The organism is Paenibacillus sp. FSL W8-0439, from assembly GCF_038008995.1.
Lineage (GTDB): Bacteria > Bacillota > Bacilli > Paenibacillales > Paenibacillaceae > Paenibacillus > Paenibacillus polymyxa.
The window spans coordinates 1780751-1804730 of sequence record NZ_JBBPAK010000001.1; the positions used below are offsets into that span (position 1 = coordinate 1780751).

Here is a 23980-nt window from a genome sequence, read left to right on the forward strand (position 1 = left end):
TGTAACCTATGCTTCGAACAATCATTCCATACAAACAAAGTAACGCCGGGTGGCAGTGGCAGATCAGGATTCCAGATAAATCTCATCAATGGATACATGGCGTTCCCTGGATAAATCTATATATTCATCGTCGTTAATTCTTACTAACGGTCTGAAGTAATCCACAGGATTGTTCAGAATAATGGTTCCTGTCTGGCCTGTAGTCAATAGAACTTGCTTATTAATAAAATTCGGTAGCATATGTCTGATAAACACTTGGGTAGTTTCTGGATTTAGATGTCCAAAACTCATACTGTGCAGCTCGCGTAATACAGTGAGCAACTCCTGCTTCGTCTGATACACACGATTGGAAATCATCGCGCTGTATACGTCGGCAACAGCTGTTATGCTGGCAAAAGGATGAATTTCTTCCTTGAACAGTCCATGGGGGTACCCACTTCCGTCTTCGCGCTCGTGATGCTGCAAGGCGACGATTGCTGAAATCTCATCGCTGGTTGAATTGCGAATAATATCATAGCCATACAGAGAATGCTTTTTCATCTCATGAAATTCTTCAGGTGTCAGTTTACCCGGTTTGTTCAAAATCTCATCCGGTATCATGGACTTGCCTATATCGTGTAAATATCCAGCTTTACCAGCGGCATATGCCTCTTCCTCTGTATATCCTAGCCAAGTGGCAATGTAATATGACAGTATACCTACTTGGAGAGAATGATTATAAGTATAGTGATCTCCCCGTTCCATAATTAACAGCAGAGATACGACATCTTTTTGACGAGCCAGTTCTGAAACGAGAGGACCGAACAGCTCATCAACTCGATATTCATCAAATTTTCCAGTTGAGGAAGCTTCGAGGAACATGCTTTCAAAGCCGCTGATCGTCTGCTCTATGAGGGGAACGGCGCGTTTGAGGGACTCGGGGGAAGCTGGAACATCGGGGGCAAAGCCAGCCGGAATGCTCGCAGAACCAGCATCAATGTCAATATAATCGACACCGTGCATAATGAGCTTGGAAATATCGTCATGCTGAAGCTCGGTGCCCTGTATCATGACAGGCACACCATGCCCATTGTATGTATCGGATTTGAGGCGATCGCCCGGCTTGGCATCGGTAACGTGAACTCTCATGCGCTAACCTCCTTATTGTCGTAAATTTGTCGAAAATACGAAACAAACTTAATATATCAAGAATTATATGGGATGACAACGACTAATTTACTATTATTCCAAGCTGTAAAATAGGTCCCAAGGACCCGTCACCTCTGAGTTACATATAGAAGGTAATGTCAATGATTTTCACTATCTATGTCCACCTCATATGTACCATATTGCTAAATAACATGGTATGCTTAAACATTAGAAGCTCCAAAGTCGATATATAAAATATAGAGGAGGGCGGTTATGGAGATGACGACTCGGCAAACGTTGACCATTTTGCATACCAATGATATCCATAGTCATTTTGGCAGTATGCCTTCGATAGCCGCGATGATCAATGAACGAAGAGCTGCATCAGGGGATGCGCTTCTTGTGCTGGACATAGGAGACCACATGGATCGGATGGCCCCCGAAACGGAAGGAACGCTCGGTGGGGCAAATGTGGATGTGATTAATCTGACAGGATACGATGCAATTACGATCGGTAATAATGAGGGACTGACTTTTACCTCGGATATGATTGAACAGGCATATGCAGGCATTCATTGTCCAGTTGTATGTGGCAATCTGACAGAGCGTGCTACGGGGAGGAATCCTTCGTGGATGAAGGAATCCGTTATTTTGAACAAAGCAGGAATCAAGATCGGTTTACTAGGTGTGACGGCTCCTTTTACAGAGTTTTATCAATTGTTGGGCTGGGATGTGCTTGATCCGTTTGAGGTGCTGGGGAAGCAGATTGCGGCACTCAGAAAGCAGGTGGATGTGGTGGTCGTGATGTCTCATCTGGGTTTACCCTCTGATGAGAAATTAGCGTCCCAGTTTCCTGAGATTGACGTTATTCTTGGTGGTCACACCCACCATGTGCTGGAGGAACCGCTTCAGATCGGGAACACCGTTCTATGTGGGGCCGGGAAGTTCGGAACGTTGCTCGGTGAAGTGACACTAACCCGTAACCATAGTCTTGAACCGTTTCGAGTTACCTCAGGCGGCGTAGTTCCTGTGAATCAGACGCTGCTGGACGAAAAAGTGGCATCGGCCATTGTGTTGCATCGCAGACAAGCAGAACGCGCCATGGAGAGCACGGTGGCAGTAACGGATCGGGAATTGGAGATCGCCTATAATGAGGAGTCCCCTTTCGGGAATTTGCTGGCACAATCGGTATCCCATTTTACAGGCACCGAAATTGCCCTCGTCAATGCAGGTCAACTGCTTGGTCCGTTGCCTCAAGGAGATATTAGCAAAGGAATACTACATTCCTTATGCCCATCGCCGATTAATCCCTGTGTTATGAAGTTGCGGGGAAGAGACATTCGGTTGACACTGGAGCAGTCCCTGCTGCCTGAATTTACAGACAAGCCCATGACCGGCTTTGGCTTTAGAGGCAAAGTACTTGGCACCATGTGTGTGGAAGGGTTGACCATTCAGTATGATCCGGACCGTGCTCCTTATGAAAAAGTGACGGACATTCATGTAGCGGGTCAACCCTTGGAAGAAGATGAGGAATACACAGTGGGCACGTTGGATATGTTCACTTTCAAAGCAGGCTATAAGGTGCTTGCGAACGGAACAGATCTCCAATTTATGCTTCCAGAATTTTTACGGGATTTGATTGAAATGGAGTTGAAGCGTCCGGGCGCGATGGAAGAATGTTTTGCAGCTAGGTGGCTTCAGGTATCAAAACAATCGGGAGAGGATTAAGCTGCGACTGGTACCTGTTACATTATTGAGAGCCGGCATGAAGCTGGGCAAAAAAATATACAATGAAAATGGAATGGTGCTGCTCTCGGAAGGTGTTGAGCTTACTTCGCGATTGATTGAACGTCTAGGCCAAGTCGGAATTGGATATGTATACATTGAGGATGCAGTGACAGAAGATATCGTCATACCCGAGATGATCCATGAACAGACAAGGGCGGCGGCGCTACAGGAAATCAAAAAGCAGTTTCAGGGTTTGTCATCCTACTCCGTAGATCATAAGCACAAATATTTTGGCAAGTCTTTTTATAAGGTAATGGAATCCATTCTGGACGATATTGGAGGCCGCCAGGATGCCATCATAATGTTGATGGATATTGGAGCTGCGGATCAGGATTTGTATCATCATTCTTTGAATGTATGCTTGTATTCACTAGTCCTGGGGATATCCAATGGCTACGATAATAACCAGCTCATGGAGCTAGGGATAGGTTCATTACTGCATGATATCGGTAAAATGAAGATTTCACCTCAAGTGCTCTATAAGCCGGGTAAATTGACGGACGAGGAATATGAGCATATGAAAACACATACAGTGATCGGCTATAAGCTACTTAAAGACGAACCCGGGATTCCCTTGCTGTCAGCTCATTGTGCATTACAGCATCATGAGCGTATTGACGGCAGTGGATACCCACATGGTTGGAAAAAGGACCAAATCCACGAATATGCGAAATGGATCGGTCTGGCGGACTCGTATGACGCGATGACGGCAAGTCGAATATACAAGCAGGCTTTGCTGCCTTATGAAGCGATGGAGGTGCTATACGCCGGGGCAGGAACGCTGTATGAGCAGCGGATGCTGGAAGCCTTTCGTGACTGTGTAGCTATTTATCCTCTGGGGCTCTCTGTGGTGCTCAACACAGGGGAAGAGGGAGTCGTAGTGCGTATACACCCCAAAATCCCGCAAAGGCCTGTCATTCGTATTGTAAGAGACCAGGATGGACAGGAACTGAAGGCGCCTTATGATGTGGATTTGTCCGTATCCCTTTCGGTTATGATTACAAACACATTGGGTGCAGCTACCGGTCCTTTCGGAGGAGTTCACGTAGATTAGCAGAGGATGTGGAAGAAAGCATGCAGACACTTTACACATCATGATATGATAATTATACGTCTTTTGAGGTTAATAACAGAAATAAGGTGAAAACATAATGACAGTTCTACAAGATAACACGCTACCCCAAATATCGCCAACGTATGATCCGTGGGACCCGATTGTATCACTGCGTACGCATGGTCGTCATTTGCTTACAAGTGTGGAAATGACCGTAACACATTTATGTAATATGCGCTGTGAGCATTGCGCTGTCGGTGACATGCTGGTTATGAAGGAGGCCCCTTTCCTTCCTTTAGATCTGATGCTGAAGCGCCTGGATGAAGTTGAGCATCTGGAGACAATAAGTATTACAGGCGGAGAACCTGCTTTGCTTGATAAAACAGTGGACGATGTGATCGTTCCGCTGTTGAAGTATGCTAAAGAGCGCGGTATTCGTTCGCAAATCAACTCCAACTTGACATTGGATATCCGAAGATATGAGAAGATGCTTCCGTATCTGGATGTCATGCATATATCGTTTAATTATTTAAATGCTGACGATTTTTATGAAGTGGGATTTGCAAATACCGGACGTCCGACTCCACGCGCGGGTGCTGTGCGCCTGTATGAAAAAATGATAGAGAATGCACGCAAATTGAGCGAAATGGGAATGTTCATTTCAGCTGAGTCCATGATTAATTATCGGACACACACGAAGCTAGGAGGCATTCATCAGTTGATCAACGAAATGGGATGCCGCCGGCATGAGGTTCACCCGATGTACGCGTCGAATTTTGCTTCTGCCTTGCCTGTACTGTCCCTTGACGATATGCGAAACTCGATTGATAAACTGCTGGATGTACGAAATCAGGACATGTGGATGTTATTTGGTACCCTACCGTTCTTTGCTTGTTCAGAGCATGAGGAAGACCGTAAATTGCTTCGCCGTTTGCGACAAGAACCGAATATTACGGTACGTAATGATCCAGACGGAAGAAACCGTGTAAATGTGAATATGTTCACGGGTAGCGTATATGTGACGGATTTTGCAGACATTCCAGCTTTCGGAAACATTCAGGAAAACAGTCTAGATAATATTTTCGGTGAATGGCTGAATGAGCATCCGCTAAATCAGACCGTGAACTGTCATTGTGATGCGGCTGCGTGTTGCGGACCGAATCTACTCGTAGCAGATATGTATTACAAGGGTGTAGACTTTAAATCAAGAAAAGCTTTGCAATTATAAGCATTTTTACATGATTACAATTACAGTTTTCAATCATAAATACTGAATTGAATAACTTACAAGTCGAATGGTGCAAAATGCTAACTAAAGAAATGGGGAGTTCGTATTGGATGGTCATACCGAGTTTCATTGGGGATTGCTAGGGGTGAATCTCTTCTTGGTACTGCTGCTTGTCTTTCTAAACGGTGTTTTTGTGGCCGCAGAGTTTTCGCTGGTCAAAATGCGCCAATCCCGATTGACGCAGCTTCAAAGTGAGGGTCATCGCCTGGCAGGCTATGCGCTGAAGGTGAACCAAAAGTTGGATGCTTATCTGTCTGCCACCCAATTGGGCATTACGCTGGCCTCATTGGGGCTAGGCTGGATTGGTGAGCCAGCAATATCCGGCTACCTGATAGAGCCACTCATGCACAAACTCGGTGTAACTGACGGTACACTGATTACAACGGTATCCGTTGTCGTCGGATTTTGCGTCATTACTTTTTTGCATATTGTATTGGGCGAACTGGCTCCCAAGTCTTTGGCGATTCAAAAGACTGAAGGTGTGGCGTTGTTTTTATCGGCGCCCTTGCTGCTTTTTTATAAGGTTTTTCTACCTGTAATCTGGGTGTTAAATGCTGCCGCAAACATGTTGTTACGGGCATTCGGCATTCAGCCGGCGAGTGAAGCCGAAGCGGCACATTCTGAGGAAGAGATCCGTATATTGATGAATCAGAGCGCTAAGAGCGGTGTAATCGATAAGGATGAAATCAAGCTGATGGATAATATCTTTGATTTTTCCGACTTGCTTGCTCGTGAAATCATGTTGCCGCGTACTGATATGGATTGCTTGTACACGAATTTGTCGTTTAAGGAAAATTTGAAGATTATCAGTGAGACCAAGCATTCCCGTTACCCGGTAGCGGTCGAGGATAAAGATCAGATTATCGGTTTTGTCCATATTACAGATCTTCTGTTAGCCGAGCAGGGTGAGCAACTGGATCTGGCCTCGGTGGTGCGTCCTATTCTGAATGTGCCTGAGTCCATGGAAGTAAGTCATGTGCTACGCCTTATGCAGAAAAAGCATTCCCAAATGACTCTCGTGGTGGATGAATACGGTGGAACCGCCGGCCTGCTGACAGCGGAGGAAATTCTGGAGGAAATCGTCGGGGATCTCTATGATGAGTTTGAGGATGAACGTCCAAGCGTGGAAATGAAGGAAGACTTTATCTCTGTGGACGGTCGTATGCTCATTGAGGATGTGAATGATTTAACTGGAGTGAACATTGAAGACGACGAAGTGGATTCCATCGGAGGCTGGCTGTTCAAGGAATTGGAAGGCAGTCCGGTGAAAGGGAAGAAAATAGAGTTTTATAATCTGACCTTTGAAGTGGAGGAAGCAACAAGGCTTCGCATTATGAGAGTGAAAATCCACCGTAAAACTGAGCCTGTCATTGAAGATGAGCTTTCTAACGATGAGGAATCCTAATCCACAGAGATAGCCATGACTAGTTCAGATATGTAGTTATATAGAGTGCTGAAAGAAAGAGCCTTTAAATCCACGTTACCGTGGTTTTAAAGGCTCTTTTTGAGTTAGTTACTACTGCAATTCAATCGAAATATAGATAGCGGGGAGGATGCCATAATCAGCTTGAGCAGCAGTTCGATAGTTTATTTCTTTGAACAAAAATTTGTATCCGTTATTTTTTTGTTCGAGACTTGGGCGATGCGGCATATGTTGAATAGTAAAGCAGATGGATCAATTAAAGGAGGTTCCGGCCCGTGAAATTTCCACAGCAAGGTCAGTATGCCCCGTTTGTCGGCCCGTTCGATCCGTGTCCGCCCGTTCTGTGCAAGACTTATGTGCTCCCGCCAAACTTGTTTATACAATTTCAGCCCCCTGGTCTGCCACAATTCAGTCCAGAGGAGGCACTGACGAAAGGAACGCTATGGCCATTGCTTTACAGTCCTTATGAGCCTAGGAGAAACCAGGGGGGAGGCGAATAAAATGGAGAATCCAAATCAGGGTCAGTCCCCAAGTCAATTCCAACAGCCAAATCAGCCTGAGGGTGGACATCAACAGCCGAATCAGTCTCAAAGCCCTTATTCAAATTCATATCAATACCAGAACCAATATCAATATCAGAACCAGTATCAAAATCAAGCCCAGGACTATAGTCAACCCAGAGAACCGATCCAAGGTTATACGCCCCAAGCCTATGCGCCTCAAACCAAGCCGGGTGATTCCCAGTTTTATGCGCTATTGGAGAAGCTCCAAGCGGTGGATTTTGTGCTGGTGGAACTGAATTTGTATCTGGATACACACCCGGATGATTTGCAGGCCATCGAACAGTTCAACAAGCTGACACAGGAAAGAACGGCGATTGCTAACGAGTATCAACTCCTATATGGACCCTTACAGAATTTTGGTCGTGCCTATTCCAAGTATCCTTGGGAGTGGAGCCAATCACCTTGGCCGTGGCAGGTATAGGTAGGGAATCGTACAACCTTTTGTATAAAGGAGGAACATAAATGTGGGTATATGAGAAAAAACTGCAATATCCCGTACGTGTCAGTAAATGTGATCCTCATATGGCCAAACTGCTGATGGAGCAGTATGGCGGAGCGGATGGCGAGCTGGCAGCGGCTTTGCGCTATCTGAATCAGCGGTATACGATTCCCGATAAAGTGATCGGTGTACTCAATGACATCGGCACGGAGGAATTTGCGCACCTCGAGATGATTGCGACTATGATTTACAAGCTAACCAAGGATGCGAGTGTGGAGCAAATGGAGGCAGCCGGTCTAGGCGAATATTATGCGGCACACGACCATGCGTTATTTTACCAAAACGCTTCCGGAGTGCCTTTTACAGCGGCCTATATCCAAGCTAAAGGGGACCCGATTGCTGATCTGTATGAGGATATTGCGGCAGAGGAAAAGGCGCGAGCTACATATCAGTGGCTGATTGATTTGACAGACGATGTGGATTTGCAGGATAGTTTGAAGTTTCTGCGTGAACGTGAGGTGATTCATTCGTTGCGTTTCCGTGAGTCAGTAGAAATTTTGAAGGGAGAAAGAGATCGGAAAAAGGTGTTCTGAGGAGTCTTGTATGACGAATAGGAAAGGCCATCTGCAAGCATCACGTGCAGGTGGCCTTTCCTATCTATAAAACTAGTAACTTGTAAACAAAGCAGATTGTAGCTAATAAAGTCGATTTTCTACAAAAGAAATCGACTTTTTCAATGGCGCTCAACAGAATATTATTTTTGGTCTAGCTGTGCAAAATACTGCTCGTTATATAAAACACTTGGATGAGTAGGATGGTGCAACTGGGCTATGCGATGATGCGATTTTGCTTTTTCGATGTCACCGATTCGGTCATAACAGAGACATAATTGCAAGTGTGGAAACCAGGTATAGTACGACGAATTGGTTAAGGCCATCACATTTTGCGGGGGCTCAATCAGCGTCGCCTGACGAAACCAATAAATGGCTTGAGCATACTGCTCATCTTCAATGAACAAATTGCCGAAAGCACAGCAGAATTGGGCGCGTGGTACATCGAGGGTAAGTGTGCGGAGCAGTGCCATCCGTTGCTCCTTTTTTTGTGCTTGACGACCGTAGCAATCCGCAAGCTTAAAGCAAGCAGCAATCCGATCTTCTATCCATCCTTGATTTAGCCCTAGATAATGTTCGTACTGCTGAATGGCTTCTAGTGTGCGTCCGTTATCATACAATTCATTGGCGAAGTAGTAGTGATCTCTTTCAGAAAATACGGTGCCCTGCTCCCGATGCTTGAGATATATGTGCAAATTACGAGCAGTATAAGCTCGTGTTTTGTTATGAGTCACCGCCATATTACTATGAAAGATGCTGCCTGTTACATTCAGGAACTCGTGAACAAATCCGGTCCATCTGAATCTGCGATCACGCCGTACAATTCGGTTTCTTTTGAGCTTATACAACGGCTGTCCTTGTTCATCTACGGATAGCACATAATCCATTGTAATGCTGTCATAAGAGAGGGTGGCTTGTTTTTTCCAGTTGAGAAAGGATAGTCGATCTTTTTCTTCCAGTATGTCATCGGCATCCAGCCAAAATTGATATTCTTGCGTGGCCTGATCAAACGCATAATTACGGGCAGCGGAGAAATCATCGCACCACTCAAAGTTGTATATCCGAGCGTTGAATGATGCAGCGACCTCTTGGGTTCTATCGGTAGATCCAGTATCAACGATAATGATTTCATCCACCAGGTCATGGACTGATTTCAGACAGGTATGAAGGGCTTCTTCTTCGTTTTTGACAATCATACATAAGCTGACAGTCACCATGCTCTCTGTCCCTCCCAAAAAACTCGGTATAATTTCCATTTTATTAGGATAGCTTGCTCATTATGTAGTAATTCGGCTTGAACATGTAAAGGGGATATGATGATCATAAATTCAGTTCTGCTCTAATAAATTAGAAAATCAAAGCTGGATGTTTGGGGGAAGGGTATGGATTGAAGATGTGGGTGACGTTCCGGGTTAGGATGTGCGACAGGATGGGTTTTATCGTTGAGTGGGGAGATTGTATTTTGTATTGATGTCGTTTTCATTGATATTTCCAGGTGTAAGTCCATTCATACCACGCTCACTCCCATATCGCTTGGTCGCAATTATGGTATGCGTTAGGACATGGAGGGGGAATGGTTATGAGGCTTCCGCCTGATGGAGGCGTTGACACATGCGTATACTAATCGGCAGCCCGGTGCACCAGAAGCCGGAAATTTTGTCTTTGTTCCTTCAAGCATTGGAGCGTCTGGAGGCACCTGACGTACTACCGGATTATTTGTTTGTCGATGATAATGACAATCCGATTTCAAGCCAGTGGCTAGTTGACTTTTCCAATCGACTTCCGGGACGGGTTTTACCCTTGTTAACAGGCTCGCAGCAAGTGGAAACCCGAAGTGATGAGCACACTCATTATTGGCCGCCTGCTCTTGTCTGGAAAGTGGCTGGCTTTAAAAATCGTCTTATTGATTATGCACTTCAGCACAATTATGACGCGTTGTTTCTGGTCGATTCAGACCTGGTTCTCCATTCCCGTACCTTGTGCAGGTTGGTGGAGACGGAGAAGGATATTGTATCAGAGATTTTCTGGACACGCTGGCAATCGGAAGGACCGCTATTGCCTCAAGTGTGGGTTAGTGATGAATATAACTTGTTCCATCGTGAAGATGGCGAAGTGTTGTCGGCAGAGGAGCGAGCGCAACGTGAATTGCATTTTATACACCAGTTGCATGTTCCAGGTTTGTATGAGGTGGGTGGTCTAGGCGCGTGTACCTTAATCCGCAGACGGGCGCTGGAAGCAGGGATTCATTTTGGTAAAATCAAAAATGTTTCTTATTGGGGAGAAGATCGACATTTTTGTATTCGAGCGGCTGCATTTGGATTTCCACTTTTTGTAGACACACACTATCCGGCAATGCATCTATATCGGGAAGCCGATCGAATGAAGGCAGAACAGCTATTATTCACCCTAAAGTACTTTACATCGAACCGCCCAGAGCATGTAACACATGCGGAACACTCCGATATTTCTCCAAGCTCTCCAGCCTTCAATCGTCCAGCATCGTCAAGAACCCCTAAATTCAATGAACCTCCAGTTATACCCGATGATCTCCGCGAAACTGCTGTCTTTGCCAAGTACACGGCAGATTCGTTTGTTGTACCCCCGGCGTTCACTGGTCCACGACAAAGTGAGCTTTATACACCGCCTGTCTCTAATCCTAAATTGACGCTGACCATGACGGTATGCAATGAGGCAGATCGCAAGCTTACAGACGTGCTGCTGAGTCACCGGGAATACATTGATGAAGCAGTCATTATTGATGATGGTAGTCATGACGATAGCGGAGCGTTGTGCCGGGAAATCTTACAAGGAATCCCTCTGCGTCTGATCCGCAATGAAACACCCTCTTTTATCAATGAAGTCGAACTTCGAAAGCAGCAGTGGAGAGAGACATTGACTTCTTCTCCCGAATGGATATTAAGCATGGATGCTGACGAAATGTTCGAATCCCGCTTTGCCCAAGGGGTACATTCTTTGTTAGCGGGAACGAAAGCGGATACGATTTGTTTCAGGTTGTTTGATATGTGGTCTTCGACGCATTACCGTGATGATGACTATTGGCAGGCTCATCGGTATTACCGTCCTTTTTTAATTCGATATAAAGAGGGGTTCCCTTATAAATGGAAGGAGCAGTCCTTGCACTGTGGGAGATTACCCGAAAATGTACTTGACCTTCCCACAGAGATCAGCAACTACCGTATTCAACATTGGGGTTGGTATACACCTGCTATTCGCATGGCTAAATTTGAGCGGTACCAGCTGCTTGACCCAAGTGCTCGTTATGGATGGAAAGAGCAATATGAATCCATTTTGGACCCGAATCCACGACTTACACTCTGGGTCGATCAGGACAACAAAAACACAGAAAAAGAACCTACACCAGAATATGAACCTGCGCAGCAGGCGAACGACTTGGATGTCGCCAAGGTGGCCAGTGTGCAGGTCATGAACAAACCCGATCTCCAAATTAAAGGTGAAGCCAAGGTTATTTCTTATGGTAAGGAGAAGGGGAGAGGAGCAGAACAGAGCGTAAAATGCAAATTGTGTGGCTCAGCCGACACGATAGTATTTCACAATTATGAACACTTTACCTTGATGGGATGCGGCTTCTGTGGATTGGTTTTTCGTAAGGATGTGGATCATATTCAGTCTGAGAAAATGATAGCAGAGATTTATAATGCCAATTGGGTTGCTATGCGGGATAGTGCGGCGACGTCCACCTATGGGGATCATGCTCTTTTTGGACTTATGCTGCTCGATATGTTCAGTCCCAAAAAAGGAAAGCTGCTTGAGATTGGTTCAGGGACTGGAGAATTTATCCATGCTGCCCTTCAAGCTGGCTGGAATGCAGTGGGCATTGAGCCGTCCAGTGAATCGCGTGCCTATGCCAAATGCAAATATGAGGTGGAATTATTAACGGGTTATTGGAACGGTGAAACAGAGCTAGATGCTCAAATTCAACAATCTCTAGAAATTAACCAAGATTATAAAGATCAGGAAGCGATTGAGACTGAAAGTTTAGAGGAAGAAGCGGACTTACCTCTGGAGCACCAATACGAAGCCATAGCATGCTGGCATGTGCTGGAGCATATCGCGGACCCGGTCGCATTTTTGACGGATTTGCGTGAACAGCTTCAACCTGACGGAACGTTATATATTACGGTGCCCAATAAAAATTCGTTTACCAACGAGGCTTATGGCGTTCACTCACCTTTATTTACGGAGGAAGATCATTTGTACCATTATTCGGATCATACACTGACGCTCTTGCTGGAAAAGTCCGGCTTGCGCCCGGTGGCTTTGTTCACCCGCCAGCTTCCTGCTGGTTTGGATGCCTTGCTGCAAGCACATCCTTTGTACGGTGAGCTTGCCTTTACAGAGCAAATGGGATTGTTGGCTAAGCTTCAAGGTGAGAAACGGGGTCATGAATTATGCTGTGTAGCAAGAGTAATCTAAACATCTCCAAAGGAGGCTACATTCATGAATATGGCTGACCCGTATCTGTCTCGCTTTTTTGTATATTCTGATCCCAATTCGTCCAATATGATTTACAGACTCCCTCAAAGCTGGTGGAGTCGTCCCTATGAGTATGAGTGGTGTCTCCAATTTATGTCCGGGCAAGATACAGTATTGGACGCGGCTTGTGGAATACCGCACCCGTTCAAATTTGAGCTGGCCCGCCGTTGCGCTCAGGTTTATGCCTGCGATTTGGATATACGCATCGTTTCTGTAGATGCCATCTTGGCTGAGGTGCGGCGGGATATTGGGGAGGAGGCTGCTGAGCGCATTCAGGAGATTTTACCGGTTCGGCTCCACTCCGCACATGCCAATTTAACTGCTCTGCCCTATGAAGATTCCAGTTTTGACAAAATTGTATGTATATCAGTGTTGGAGCACTTAACCCCCGATGAATCTTTGGCAGCCTTGCGTGAATTTCACCGAACTTTACGGGATGACGGCATGCTTCTGTTGACATTTGATTATCCTACAGTGGATCTTTCAACGATGGAACAATGGATAGAAGAAGCGGGGTTTTCGTATTGGAGTGGTGTGGATCTTAAGCTTCCACGGGGGGCTCTACACACAGACATGTGGGGCGGTTTACATTGTTTTAGGACTGTTCTAAAAAAATATAAGAGTTAACGGTATGCGCAATGAGGTTTACACAGACCTCTCTTATTGCTTATCATGAGAGGGGTTGGAGTGTAAACTTACATAGGAAAGGAATGACTGATAACTACATGAACAATGCACCTGTGTTGAAGAAACCTGAGGCTATGGTATTTGATATGGATGGTACACTTTTCCAGACGGAGACGCTGCTGCTTCCTGCGTACCACAAGCTGTTTGATACGCTGCGCGCCGAAGGGCTTTATGAAGGAGAGACTCCTCCCGAGGAGCTTATTTTGAATAGTTTGGGTATGCTGCTGGATGAAATCTGGAGAAGAGTGATGCCAGAAGCTAGTGAAGCAGCTCACAGAAGAGCGGACGAGTTGTTGCTTCAGCTGGAGCTGGAGGGATTGAAGAATGGAAGTCATGCTCTGTATCCACATGTAAAAGAAACACTTCAGGCACTTCATGAGCAAGGTGTCCGATTATTCGTAGCCAGTAACGGGCTGGAGGATTACGTAAAGGGGATCGCTGCAGCGTATGAAATGGTTCCTATTTTTGAAGGACTGTACAGCGCTGGGGAATACAGTACGCTTTCCAAAGTGAATTTGCTAGAAATTCTGTTGAGCAAGCACGATATTTCGAATGTATGGATGGTAGGAGATCGTTCCTCAGATGTGGAAGCTGGCAAAAAGAACGGACAGACGGTGATCGGCTGTGCTTATGCTGGATTTGGTGTGAATGATGAGTTGGAAGGGTCCGATGCGATTATTACAGACTTTACGCAGTTGCTTACGCTTTATAAAAACGCCGAGTAACGGTGAAAACGCAGATAAGCGTTATAAATCGCTGTGGCGTACCATATAAATAATACATGCAAACGATGTTAAGCAGATAACAAAACAAAGGAAGGCAGCCACTTAGGCGGAGCCTTCCTTTGCTTTACTTTCTGTCTTATCTTCTGTTTGTTCTTCTGCTTTTTGTTCCGTCTGCGGCTTCGGATTAATCTGAGTGTGGTAGACCCATAGGGCATATTCCATAGGTTTGGTGATGGCACGACGATAGGTTTCTTTTTCGCCAATGCGTGAAAATACCTCGCGAGCCGGCTTCGGGTTGACCTCAAGCACGTAGATATGACCGTCCTTATTAATTGCCAAATCGAGCGCAAGCTCACATAATGCCCCATAGCTTTCTTCCAGATATGCAGCAATGTCCAGTCCGAGCTTTTCCCCTTGCTTGATGATTTTCTCTCTGTGGCCTTCATCACGAATCCATTGCGTCAGCAATTGCTTCATCGGTACTGCCTTGCCTCCGCCATGCAGGTTGGAAGTGACACTCCGATGTGCCCCGATGCGCCCGGCACATCCCGTTAGCTCCCATACTCCCTGGCTATTTTTCTGTACCAGCATACGGTAATCATGGACCCTGCCATTCGGCAACTGCACAGGAATGCCTTCCTGAACAATATAGTTATCCATGTTCCAGCTGCTCAGACGCGGCTCCAGACGATCCAGACGTACCCGTTGCTGGGGAATAATATGGCGCTTGCGATTGCGTCCCTCAATCAGATACAGGCCACTCTGCTTGTTAACAGGCTCAATGCGTAAAATGCCGCGGCCTCCTGTGCCGTTAATTGGCTTGAGGTATACTAGTGAATTCTGTTTGAGCATTCGCTTTACACTATGAAATCCATCGAACGGCTCTGTTGCAGGCAGATGGGGGCGAAAGGCAGCCTTTCTCGCAAGCTGCTGATGAATGGCCCATTTATTGCTCAGCGGTCGGTTTAAATAAACAAGGTCTGTATACTGCAATCGGAATTTCTTTAATTGACGATACCGCTCACTGCGCTGCACTCGGCAGCGGTCGAAAATCATATCCGGAAATTCTCGCCATTTTCGAGTCCATTTACCGCTATGTGGATCATAAATTTGGGCAAGGAGCAGTCTGCGATCCTTATGGACATCCGCAGGAGTGAATACATACATATCCAGCCCCAGCCTTTTGCCTTCTGCGATCATGCGTTCATATATGTCACGTTCCTCCAGTTGCTTCTTACTGTTCAAATACAAAGTCATGATGCCTAGGACAGGTTTTGGCACAGCATTCCACCTTCCTCTGCCGTCTGCTCATCTTCGGACAACTCCCCACAAAATATCAGCGTGGGCTTTCCTGTCGGTCCAGTCGTCATTTCATGCGCAATAAGTCCAGCGCCGAAACAGGTTTTGAGACTGGCCATATTGTCGGTGGCTACGCTGCACGTCAGACGGCGCAGCTGTTGGAGCTGGGCGGACAGCAGTCTAGCGCCCAGTCTGCGGCCCCGGTAAAGCGGACGAACAATCACGATGCAAGCATCTTTCCCATAATTCAGAGCGAGGGAAAATCCCGCAATCCGTAGCCCCTTCTCCGTGCGCACATATGCGCACAGGAGGGAGGAGCCAGGGGTGTTCAATTGCTCCGGCGTTAAAACAGCCAACTGCCGCAGAGCATTGCGAGTAATGCGCATGCCGCCCGAACTGCGAGCCAGAAACAGCAACTGTCGTCGTCTTAGTACCCAACTCCGGGCAGGCAAATGTTGAACATCGCTAATTTGCGGCATGATTCCACTTCCTTGAGATTATTTCATTCGTTCGGCCAAAAAGGAGCTGTATTGAAATATACGTCTAAGTGATTTTTGACGGATTTCGGGCTCGTCGAATTTCATCGGTTTGGCATTGGCTTCAAAAAACCAGAGGGTCCCGAGTGTGTCTACGCCCAAATCCATAGACATTTCACCGTGAGAAAGACCGGATGCGCGTTCAATTTGACGTGCAATCTGAATGGCCGTACTTTTAACCTTATCCAGCAAATCTGTGCTGTCCTCAGGTCCAAAGATTGAGGATAGCAGCTTGAACGGATCCTCCACACTTCCCCCACGCGGAACATGTGTTGTAATACTTCCCTTACCCGCTAGTCTGGCGCCTACTCCGGTAATGCTCCATGCGCCACGGGCATTTTTTTGCACCAGAAGCCGCAAATCGAAGGGCTTTTTCTGATAGGTTGCCAGATCGATACCCTGCTGAATGATATAAGGCGAGTTGCCTGTTTCTCGGCGAATACGTCCCCATAACCGAGACAAGGATACAGATCGGTAGGTTATGCTTTTTTTGTCATGTTGAATGGTCAACCTGTATGCCATCAGATGCTCAGGGTTGAATCTGAGAATCATAATTCCCTTTCCGGCCTTACCGTTTTCCGGTTTGAGATACAGGTATGGATATGCAGACAGCATTTTTCCTAAGGAAGACAGGTTGCTCAACCGTTTGGTAATTGGAACAAGTTGACGAGTGGATTCCGAGGTACGGAGCCATTTGAACAGTTCCCATTTGTTAAAAAAGCCCGGATTGTACAGCTCAACGCCTGAGGCATGTGAAATTTCATCCAGCTTTGCGCGCACAGAAGTTTTAAGTTCATAATTACGGTTGGGGATACGATTATAAATGACCTGTGGAGATGGGAAATCTTGTTCCTCCCATATCTGTGAGTTTTTGTTGTAGATGTAGCCCTTCACTGTTTCATCTGCCAGCTTCAAGTCCCTGACAGTAACAATGTACACCTGATACCCCATGCGCGTTCCCGTTTCTAGAATATCCCTGAAGTTTCGCTGATTTCCTTTGAAAAATTGTTCATCGTCGTGCACTGTCAATACAGCAACAACTGGTTTTTGCTCCGCCCGGGTATTCATAGTTCCTCTTTTCTGCGGAATTTACTGAGGTAAAGACAGTGGTCCAAAATATGCTCCACGGATGCTTTACCCTCCGCACGCAACGATGGATGCTGAAAAATGGATCGACCTGGCTTAGAATTGGCTTCAAACATCCATACCTTTTCATCCTGATCAATGCCCAGGTCGAATCCGATTTCACCCAGTAGATGCTGGTGGTGATATTCAATGGCTTCTGCTAGCGTAACTGCTACATTCTTGGCACGTTGAAGCACTTCACCCGCTCGGTCTCCGAATACCCGACCGAGCGCTTGCTCGGGTGTCATCAGGGAACCGCCGTTTTTGATATGAGTCGTGACACTGCCACGTCCGGCTTTTTTGGCTCCAATGCCAACGACGACCCATTGGTTATTGCCGTCTTTGTGCATATGAAACCGGAAATCAATCGGGCAATTATCAATCTCGATTAGTTGAATGCCCTGCTGAATGACGTAGCCTTTTAGCGTCTGTCCCTTATTGGAGTGAAGCATCCGCAGCATGGAGTTAAAAGTGGTAAACCGCAGCAGTACATTGCTATTTTTCTTCCGATACCTCACATAGTATCCTTGTTTGGGGACATAGGACAGACGATAGATTCCTTTGCCCAGACTGCCGCTACTTGGCTTATAATAAGCAAATTGATGCCGCTCCAGCATACCTCGGATACGTTCAGAGCTGGGATTCATATAGGATTCAGGGACATAACGGTTAACCTCTGGATTATTTTCCAGCAGGTGATAGATATCGGATTTATTGAAAAAGCTCCAGTTAAAGAAAGGAATTCGTTTGCGGGAAAAGCGTTCGCGTAGTTGATTAATCGCTGGGGAAAAATCTGAGCGGCGGCTCGGCAAACGATTATAAATTACGTCCGGCAGAGGTACGAGTTTACGTGTAAACTCCCCGCTGGATGACAGAAAATAGCCGTTAATCGTATCATTTTGCCAGTTGATATCCCGTGGGGTGAAGGCAAAAATATAAGATTTTTTGCTGCCTTCCTTCAAAAGTTGCTTAATAAAGCCTGTGCGTGATCCGAAAGGGCGGGTGGTGGAGTTAGTAGCATCAGACAATACTCCAATCAACGGTCCAAGCTGAACATCTCCGTCCAGATTCCGCAAATAAATAGACCCGCTTTTGGGAACACGGATTGCGTTGCGCAAGCCGGAGGTCAAGTATAGATGACGTCCCGCCTTCTGAATGGGTTTTACTGTTGCGGGAATCTGATCCTTGCCAAGTCGCAGACGAATGGACTTGGCTCCAGATAACTTAAGGCTTTTCAACAAGGCAGTGGATATATACGCCACCTTGTCGGGCTGCTGTGAGAAATGCACATTGCAATGCGTTAAACTCATCTGTTTATCCTCCTATACCGTATGTTCAAGGGAGGCGCCCGCGCCCTTTGGCCCTGTCGCTTTGGAATGGGTCATTAAATATCGAGCATATTCGAGCGGGCGGTTGACCGACCGAAAAGCGCACTCTGGCTGACGAGTCTGAAAAAAGGAGGCCCGGCCAGGGCGGGAATTAACCTCCAACAGCCAGATATTCCCGCTCCGGTCAATACCATAATCAATTCCCAACTCGCCAAGGCGGCCATAGCGTTCCTCCAACGCCCCGGCAATGGTCAAGGACAGCTCTATCATCTGCCCGATGATGAGACGTGTGCTGTCCACACCAAATTGTTCACGAAGGTAAGGCTCTGCCGGATGGGCTTCGCCCCCACCGTGCAGATTGGAAGTCAGAGTTCCTTTTCTGCCTTCCCTCACGGCAAAGCCCGTCAGGCGCCAACAGCCGTTGCCGTCCTTTTGCATGAGTGCGCGAACATCAAAGGGATGATTGCTTTGGCTTGTTAATTTCAAATAAGGCTGCACGATATAGGCGCGTTTGTGTGCAATACCGTCAATCCATGACAATCCTGCATCCAATTCAGTAAACAAGCGACGGAACGGGCGGTTTTGGGAGTTCCTGCCTTGTACGTACAGTCCCTGACCTCCTTCCGCCAGCCGGAGATACAGCGTGCCCTTGCCATGTGTTCCGGACTGTGGTTTCATAAATAGCTCCGAATGGCGTTGCAGCCACTCCACAAGCTGGGTCGTATCCCGGTATGGGGCCGTAGGCGGTACAAAGGGCCGTACTTTATCTACCGTATGCAGAGCGCGATACACCTGCCATTTGCCAGGCAAGTTACGCGACCAGTAGATAAGCTTGCGCGACTTTTGCTCCGCTATGTCTCCCAGTGTGCGCTTGACATCCTGGCTCTCATGGATATGGAGACAGCGGTTATAAATAATATCCGGCAAGGGAAAGCGGCCAAATGTCCATACTCCAGCACGATAAACATAACCCCGTATGGAATGATCTTCAGGTGAAACTCCTTCGGCGGTAAACGCCATTACGCTAATACCAGAGCGCTTGCCCAACAAGCTTAGCCTGCGGCAGAAGTCGGCTTCGGTAATAGGGGGAGTAGCGTCCTGCTTTCGGCTAACAAGCACGCCCAGCATGCCTGGCATAACAAGAGACACCGACAACAGCTCCTTTGGCAGCCGGACTCTGGAAGAGATGGATTCATTTGAATCCGGCTGAATAACAGCAATATTCAATCATTTTTTTTACGGACGGGCGGGTTTTCTGATCGTTTAACGGCGTATTGTCATTTTTTGATGGTTTGGAATTGACCTCCAGCAACCAGATACGCCCCGTGCTGTCAATCGCCAAATCAATACCAAATTCCGCGAAATGGGCGGGAATTGCCTTTTCTACTCCGCTTGCGATATCCAGTGCTGCTGTTTTGAGAGAGGTAAGACCATTCGATTTAACAGTTGCGGGCAGCGTGGTTTTGGCCAGTGCTTCCTTGACTGTACTGAGCGTACCGCCTCTTGCCAGATTGGATACAAAGTGGCTGCCTCCGGCGATCCGAGCGACAATGGATGTTACGGTCCAGGTTCCAGACGCATTTTTTTGTACAAGCGCGCGAAAATCGACCGGACGTTTACCGTGATCAATCAAGGTAAGGCCCTGTTGCAGCTGAAAGCGTGTCGATTTCATTTTTCCCGCTAAGCTTTTGTACAGTTTATCGACGTTGGCGTACGTTTGCTTTCGGGGTGTGCCCGCTGTTGTGGATAGCACCGAAAAGGTACCATCGGTTTGCTTGTTAATGCGCATAATGCCTTTACCAAGGCTTCCGCGCACGGGTTTGAGAAAAACAGAGGGATACTGGGTGCACATTTTTTTGAAAACGGCAAAGGTTTGCAGCAAGTGGGACTCGGGTAAATACTTGCGTAGGGAAGAATTCGATTTGAGTGCATCAAACACTTCATTCTTATCCAAAAACTTTTCATTAAAAAAGGCCGTGCCGTACTGCGATTTTACTTCTTTCATGAAATGCTGTACGCTAGTTCTGTTCTCGAGTTTACGGGAGGTAAGCCGGTTATTGACGACATCGCCGGCAGGCATGACCGTCTTTTTCCAGCCTCCGTCATACACCCATCCCTGAACTCGCCCGGGCTGACTTCCGATATGCTCCGGGGTGAAGAAATACACATATGCTCCTTGTCTGCGGCATTCCCCGACTAGTTCACGGCAGAACAGGGTGATCGCCCCGAAAGGCTTGTCGGGTTGTTCGGGATAGTCCCGACTAACCAGCACGCTAATAAGTGGGCCCACTCGAAGTGTCCGGCGGCCTCGGCTGTAGGTTACTCGCAGATTACAACTGTCATGACTGGCATGAAGCCCCATTTTTCGGGCCAGTACGCTTCCCACGCGTAGACCGCTGTATCGGGGTACCGATATGACGGTAACCTCTTGGCGGAACGAACCGAAGGCGAGCTGAACGGGGTGGCCTGCGGATATTTTCCATTTGCGAAGCAGGGACTCGCCGACCATGAGTACGTCATCCTGCAAGATGCCCGATCCGATGATTTGAATCGTTGTTTTTTTGATGGACATCGTGGATCTCCTTCCGGGCAGCAACTTGATGTCTTGAAAGTAACGGGAAACGTGAATGGGCTGTAATAGCACTGATTCATCATATGAGGACATATATACCTTGGTGATTGACGGACAATGTGAAATGTTGACACAAAACTTGTAATGGAGGAATGAACAATCATGAATATCTATGACAAAGCCCATGATTTAGCAAAAGCATTGAAAGAAAGCAAAGAGGTAGAGGAAATTACGTCAGCGATGAAGCTGATTGAAACGGATCCAGAAGCCAAGAAAATGCTCGACGATTTCCGTGAACGCCAAATGGAAGTGCAACAGCGGATGATGAGCGGCGATATGCCAGCACAGGAAGAGATGGAAAAGATGGAAAAAATGTTCGAGGTACTCAGCTTGAACCTCAACATCCGTCGTCTGTTCGACGCTGAACGTCGCTTGAGCGTGATTATTGAGGACGTAAATAAGATTATTGCGGACAGTCTTCAACATTTGTACGGTTCGTCTCTGTAAGTTTGTCTCATATTCCTTCCTGTCCTCTCATAGACTAGATACATAGAGTCACAGGGAGAGGAAGGGATACGATTGGGTTCATTTAAAAAATGGAAACACGGTTTGTACACACTGATTGCATTGGCTATGGTATTGGTCGCATTACCACGCATCTCGTTGGCAGGTGGTTTGAATTGGGTCAACGGCTTTGGGATGGTATGGGTACTTTTTGCGTTGCTTGTCATCGGAGCGAACCTGCATTTTTTGCTGGGTGTAGATGAGGAAAAGCGTAAAACGCTGGAGCGTGTGCGACGGGCCAAAATGCAGCAGTGGCAGATGAAATGGGATAACAAAGCTGACAAAGGCAAAATGCTGTAAGTGTTTCTAGTACGAAGCGGTCTCTTGTAACAAGGGACCGCTTTTTTGTTATTTTCAAAGCAAAGATATCCTAATAACAAGGGTCTAAAACAAAGGGGTTTTGTGGTATAATAGATACAGAATGATACAGATTGAACGTTGGGGGTGTAACAGAGTTGGACGGGCTAGATGAAACAGTTACGAAGCATGAGCAGCTATTGCGTCATATCGAGCAGTTAAAAATAGGCTCCAAAATTTCTGTGCGCAGGTTGGCTAAAGAAATGAGCGTTAGCGAAGGCACGGCTTATCGGGCTGTGAAAGAAGCAGAGAATTTGGGAATTGTCATTACCAAGGAACGGATCGGAACAGTACGAGTGGAGAAGCGTCCACGCGGCTTGTCTGAGCAGCTGACCTTTGCGGATGTTGTGAATATTGTAGAGGGACATGTGCTGGGCGGAAGCGAGGGGCTCGAGAAGCCGCTGCACAAGTATGTGATCGGGGCGATGCGTGAGGAAGCCATGGCTCGTTATATTGACGCAGGCAGTTTGCTGATCGTAGGTAACCGAGAGGATGCGCATTCGCTTGCATTAGAGCAAGGAGCAGGTGTGCTGATTACAGGGGGGTTCGGTACGAGTCGGGAGGTTAAGCAGCTTGCAGACCAGATCAGCTTGCCGATTATTTCCTCGCGTCATGATACATTTACCGTGGCTTCTATGATTAATAGAGCGATATTTGACCGCTTGATCAAAAAGAAAATTATGTTGATTGAAGACATTGCGGCCAGCAAACCGAAGACGCTGACCTTGAAAATCAACAGCACGCTGACCGAATTTGAAGAGCTATCAGCGACCACGGGATATCATCATTTTGCCATAGTGGATGAATGGAATCGTTTAATTGGTATCGTCAGCCGTAAAGATGTGGAAGGACTTCAACCTGAGCATACGATGGATAAATGTATGATCCGTAACCCAATTACGGTCACTTACCAGACCTCGCTGGCTTCTGCTGCTCAAATGATGGCATGGGAAGGTGTAGATTACTTGCCGGTCGTGGACCGCAACCGTAAGCTGCTCGGGTCCGTTACACGGCGTGAGGTGCTGGAGGCGCTGCGTAACGCCCAAAAGCAGCCACAACTTGGCGAGACGTTCGACCAGCTGATCTGGAACGGTTTTGCTGAGGAGCGTCATGAGGACGGATCATTATTTTTTCGCGGCTTTATCATTCCACAGATGGCTACCAATTTAGGGACTATCTCGGAAGGCGTACTGGTCAACGTGATGACACAAGCGGGCTACCGGGCAGCTAGAGATATGAGCGGCAAGGATTATGTGCTGGATAATTTGACGACTTATTTTATTCGACCAGTACAGATTGAGGATGCTGTCGTTCTTCGTCCGTTGCTGCTTGAGATGAGTCGCCGCACATGCAAGCTAGAAATTGCGATTTCTCGGGAAAATCATTTGGTGTGCAAGGCAGTGATGACCCTTCAATCCATTGAACATGGTTAATCCACCTTTGGATTGGAGCAGAAGATGGAGTTAAATAGATCGACTTAGTGGCTTTGAGGCAGTCTTTCTTTGGCCTCCAGCCAGATTTGCAGCACACCTTCCATTACAAGCATCGTTTTGACCTGGATTGTATACTCCTTGTCACGAACGGTGTATTTTTTTTGGTGCAGCAACATACGTACCAGCTTGCTGTCAGAGTCAATCTCAAACATATCTCTGCCGCGCAGCACCTCCAGATCACGACTGACGCGGCGAAGAAGCTCTTTCAGATTAATAGAGTCAATTTTTTCAGCCGTGGCTTCCTCCGCAATCAGCTTGATTTCTTTGATGACGGTTTGGCGCTTGCTGTATTTACGTAATGTTTTGTTGTCCTCTTCAGCTTGCTGGAGCTGGAATTGAAGGTCCTGGTTGTTCATCCACAGCTGATTGAAACTCGCATGCCAGATGGCATTGTAGATCAATCCTCCCGTAATCATACCGAGTACAAAAACGGAGGATAATTGCATAAAAGGGCGCAGGCGCTCAAAGGGAGGGACTCTCATAGT

Annotated in this window: 22 protein-coding genes; 13 read left to right on the forward strand and 9 right to left on the reverse strand. The window is 46.9% G+C overall.

Annotated features, from left to right (window positions below):
* Positions 1–63: 63 nt before the first annotated feature.
* On the reverse strand, positions 64–1128 hold the full coding sequence (locus tag MKX36_RS07740; RefSeq protein WP_019686830.1) for an HD-GYP domain-containing protein: 1065 nt from the start codon (positions 1126–1128) through the stop codon (positions 64–66).
* A gap of 273 nt (positions 1129–1401) precedes the next feature.
* On the opposite strand from MKX36_RS07740, the gene MKX36_RS07745 reads away from it, so the two are divergent.
* The 7 genes from MKX36_RS07745 to MKX36_RS07775 all read left to right on the forward strand — a co-directional run bounded on the left by MKX36_RS07745 (position 1402) and on the right by MKX36_RS07775 (position 8276).
* Positions 1402–2856, forward strand: coding sequence for a bifunctional metallophosphatase/5'-nucleotidase (locus tag MKX36_RS07745; RefSeq protein WP_340864487.1), 1455 nt, complete (start codon positions 1402–1404; stop codon positions 2854–2856).
* Positions 2810–3970: an HD-GYP domain-containing protein gene (locus MKX36_RS07750; RefSeq protein ID WP_019686832.1), complete on the forward strand. Its 1161-nt coding sequence runs from the start codon at positions 2810–2812 to the stop codon at positions 3968–3970. The genes MKX36_RS07745 and MKX36_RS07750 overlap by 47 nt, the downstream gene beginning before the upstream one ends.
* 97 nt (positions 3971–4067) lie before the next feature.
* Positions 4068–5198 carry a radical SAM/CxCxxxxC motif protein YfkAB gene (yfkAB, locus tag MKX36_RS07755; RefSeq protein ID WP_019686833.1) on the forward strand — a complete coding sequence of 377 codons (1131 nt, stop codon included), beginning with the start codon at positions 4068–4070 and terminating at the stop codon, positions 5196–5198.
* Positions 5199–5304: 106 nt separating this feature from the next.
* Positions 5305–6663, forward strand: coding sequence for a hemolysin family protein (locus MKX36_RS07760; RefSeq protein ID WP_016819598.1), 1359 nt, complete (start codon positions 5305–5307; stop codon positions 6661–6663).
* Positions 6664–6956: 293 nt separating this feature from the next.
* A complete protein-coding gene (locus MKX36_RS07765) occupies positions 6957–7181 on the forward strand; it encodes a spore coat associated protein CotJA (RefSeq protein WP_016819599.1) in 225 nt (74 codons plus the stop codon).
* A 1-nt stretch (position 7182) separates the two neighbouring features.
* Positions 7183–7665, forward strand: a complete 483-nt coding sequence (locus MKX36_RS07770; protein ID WP_340864488.1) for a spore coat protein CotJB — start codon at positions 7183–7185, stop codon at positions 7663–7665.
* A gap of 41 nt (positions 7666–7706) precedes the next feature.
* On the forward strand, positions 7707–8276 hold the full coding sequence (locus MKX36_RS07775) for a manganese catalase family protein (protein WP_016819601.1): 570 nt from the start codon (positions 7707–7709) through the stop codon (positions 8274–8276).
* A gap of 161 nt (positions 8277–8437) precedes the next feature.
* Here MKX36_RS07775 and MKX36_RS07780 read toward each other — a convergent pair whose 3' ends face one another.
* Positions 8438–9511, reverse strand: a complete 1074-nt coding sequence (locus tag MKX36_RS07780; protein ID WP_340864489.1) for a glycosyltransferase family 2 protein — start codon at positions 9509–9511, stop codon at positions 8438–8440.
* Between the two features lie 394 nt (positions 9512–9905).
* Here MKX36_RS07780 and MKX36_RS07785 point away from each other — a divergent pair, with 394 nt between their 5' ends.
* The 3 genes from MKX36_RS07785 (at position 9906) to MKX36_RS07795 (ending at position 14221) form a co-directional block, all read left to right on the forward strand.
* Positions 9906–12749: a bifunctional glycosyltransferase/class I SAM-dependent methyltransferase gene (locus MKX36_RS07785; RefSeq protein ID WP_340864490.1), complete on the forward strand. Its 2844-nt coding sequence runs from the start codon at positions 9906–9908 to the stop codon at positions 12747–12749.
* Positions 12750–12773: 24 nt separating this feature from the next.
* The gene (locus MKX36_RS07790; RefSeq protein WP_340864491.1) at positions 12774–13436 is read left to right on the forward strand and encodes a class I SAM-dependent methyltransferase; all 663 of its coding nucleotides are present in this window, start codon (positions 12774–12776) and stop codon (positions 13434–13436) included.
* 83 nt (positions 13437–13519) lie between these two features.
* Positions 13520–14221, forward strand: a complete 702-nt coding sequence (locus MKX36_RS07795; RefSeq protein ID WP_016819605.1) for an HAD family hydrolase — start codon at positions 13520–13522, stop codon at positions 14219–14221.
* A gap of 102 nt (positions 14222–14323) precedes the next feature.
* Here MKX36_RS07795 and MKX36_RS07800 read toward each other — a convergent pair whose 3' ends face one another.
* From MKX36_RS07800 to MKX36_RS07825, 6 genes are read right to left on the reverse strand one after another with little or no spacing between them, the layout of a single operon-like run.
* A complete protein-coding gene (locus MKX36_RS07800) occupies positions 14324–15502 on the reverse strand; it encodes a YheC/YheD family endospore coat-associated protein (RefSeq protein WP_019686837.1) in 1179 nt (392 codons plus the stop codon).
* Entirely contained in the window at positions 15484–15999 is a 516-nt protein-coding gene (locus MKX36_RS07805; RefSeq protein ID WP_016819607.1) for a GNAT family N-acetyltransferase, read from the reverse strand. The genes MKX36_RS07800 and MKX36_RS07805 overlap by 19 nt, the downstream gene beginning before the upstream one ends.
* An 18-nt stretch (positions 16000–16017) precedes the next feature.
* Positions 16018–17124, reverse strand: a complete 1107-nt coding sequence (locus MKX36_RS07810; RefSeq protein ID WP_017425918.1) for a YheC/YheD family endospore coat-associated protein — start codon at positions 17122–17124, stop codon at positions 16018–16020.
* Positions 17121–18491: a YheC/YheD family endospore coat-associated protein gene (locus tag MKX36_RS07815; RefSeq protein WP_016819609.1), complete on the reverse strand. Its 1371-nt coding sequence runs from the start codon at positions 18489–18491 to the stop codon at positions 17121–17123. Before MKX36_RS07815 ends, MKX36_RS07810 begins: the two co-directional genes overlap by 4 nt.
* A 12-nt stretch (positions 18492–18503) precedes the next feature.
* Positions 18504–19658 carry a YheC/YheD family endospore coat-associated protein gene (locus tag MKX36_RS07820; protein ID WP_340864492.1) on the reverse strand — a complete coding sequence of 385 codons (1155 nt, stop codon included), beginning with the start codon at positions 19656–19658 and terminating at the stop codon, positions 18504–18506.
* A 43-nt stretch (positions 19659–19701) separates the two neighbouring features.
* A complete protein-coding gene (locus MKX36_RS07825; protein WP_290409064.1) occupies positions 19702–21081 on the reverse strand; it encodes a YheC/YheD family endospore coat-associated protein in 1380 nt (459 codons plus the stop codon).
* A 162-nt stretch (positions 21082–21243) separates the two neighbouring features.
* Here MKX36_RS07825 and MKX36_RS07830 point away from each other — a divergent pair, with 162 nt between their 5' ends.
* The 3 genes from MKX36_RS07830 (at position 21244) to MKX36_RS07840 (ending at position 23435) form a co-directional block, all read left to right on the forward strand.
* The gene (locus tag MKX36_RS07830; protein WP_016819612.1) at positions 21244–21588 is read left to right on the forward strand and encodes a YlbF family regulator; all 345 of its coding nucleotides are present in this window, start codon (positions 21244–21246) and stop codon (positions 21586–21588) included.
* Between the two features lie 72 nt (positions 21589–21660).
* On the forward strand, positions 21661–21945 hold the full coding sequence (locus MKX36_RS07835; protein ID WP_017425916.1) for a hypothetical protein: 285 nt from the start codon (positions 21661–21663) through the stop codon (positions 21943–21945).
* Positions 21946–22100: 155 nt separating this feature from the next.
* On the forward strand, positions 22101–23435 hold the full coding sequence (locus MKX36_RS07840) for a DRTGG domain-containing protein (RefSeq protein WP_016819614.1): 1335 nt from the start codon (positions 22101–22103) through the stop codon (positions 23433–23435).
* 44 nt (positions 23436–23479) lie between these two features.
* On the opposite strand, the gene MKX36_RS07845 is transcribed toward MKX36_RS07840, so the two are convergent.
* On the reverse strand, positions 23480–23977 hold the full coding sequence (locus tag MKX36_RS07845) for a hypothetical protein (protein WP_016819615.1): 498 nt from the start codon (positions 23975–23977) through the stop codon (positions 23480–23482).
* Positions 23978–23980 lie beyond the last annotated feature (3 nt).

Coding starts and splice junctions, on each gene's coding strand:
- MKX36_RS07740 (WP_019686830.1), bottom strand. CDS start 1,128: ATGAGAGTTCACGTTACCGATGCCAAGCCGGGCGATCGCCTCAAATCC.
- MKX36_RS07805 (WP_016819607.1), bottom strand. CDS start 15,999: ATGCCGCAAATTAGCGATGTTCAACATTTGCCTGCCCGGAGTTGGGTA.
- MKX36_RS07830 (WP_016819612.1), top strand. CDS start 21,244: ATGAATATCTATGACAAAGCCCATGATTTAGCAAAAGCATTGAAAGAA.
- MKX36_RS07770 (WP_340864488.1), top strand. CDS start 7,183: ATGGAGAATCCAAATCAGGGTCAGTCCCCAAGTCAATTCCAACAGCCA.
- MKX36_RS07845 (WP_016819615.1), bottom strand. CDS start 23,977: ATGAGAGTCCCTCCCTTTGAGCGCCTGCGCCCTTTTATGCAATTATCC.
- yfkAB (WP_019686833.1), top strand. CDS start 4,068: ATGACAGTTCTACAAGATAACACGCTACCCCAAATATCGCCAACGTAT.
- MKX36_RS07785 (WP_340864490.1), top strand. CDS start 9,906: ATGCGTATACTAATCGGCAGCCCGGTGCACCAGAAGCCGGAAATTTTG.
- MKX36_RS07795 (WP_016819605.1), top strand. CDS start 13,520: ATGACTGATAACTACATGAACAATGCACCTGTGTTGAAGAAACCTGAG.
- MKX36_RS07825 (WP_290409064.1), bottom strand. CDS start 21,081: ATGTCCATCAAAAAAACAACGATTCAAATCATCGGATCGGGCATCTTG.
- MKX36_RS07810 (WP_017425918.1), bottom strand. CDS start 17,124: ATGAATACCCGGGCGGAGCAAAAACCAGTTGTTGCTGTATTGACAGTG.
- MKX36_RS07790 (WP_340864491.1), top strand. CDS start 12,774: ATGAATATGGCTGACCCGTATCTGTCTCGCTTTTTTGTATATTCTGAT.
- MKX36_RS07745 (WP_340864487.1), top strand. CDS start 1,402: ATGGAGATGACGACTCGGCAAACGTTGACCATTTTGCATACCAATGAT.
- MKX36_RS07815 (WP_016819609.1), bottom strand. CDS start 18,491: ATGAGTTTAACGCATTGCAATGTGCATTTCTCACAGCAGCCCGACAAG.
- MKX36_RS07780 (WP_340864489.1), bottom strand. CDS start 9,511: ATGGTGACTGTCAGCTTATGTATGATTGTCAAAAACGAAGAAGAAGCC.
- MKX36_RS07775 (WP_016819601.1), top strand. CDS start 7,707: ATGTGGGTATATGAGAAAAAACTGCAATATCCCGTACGTGTCAGTAAA.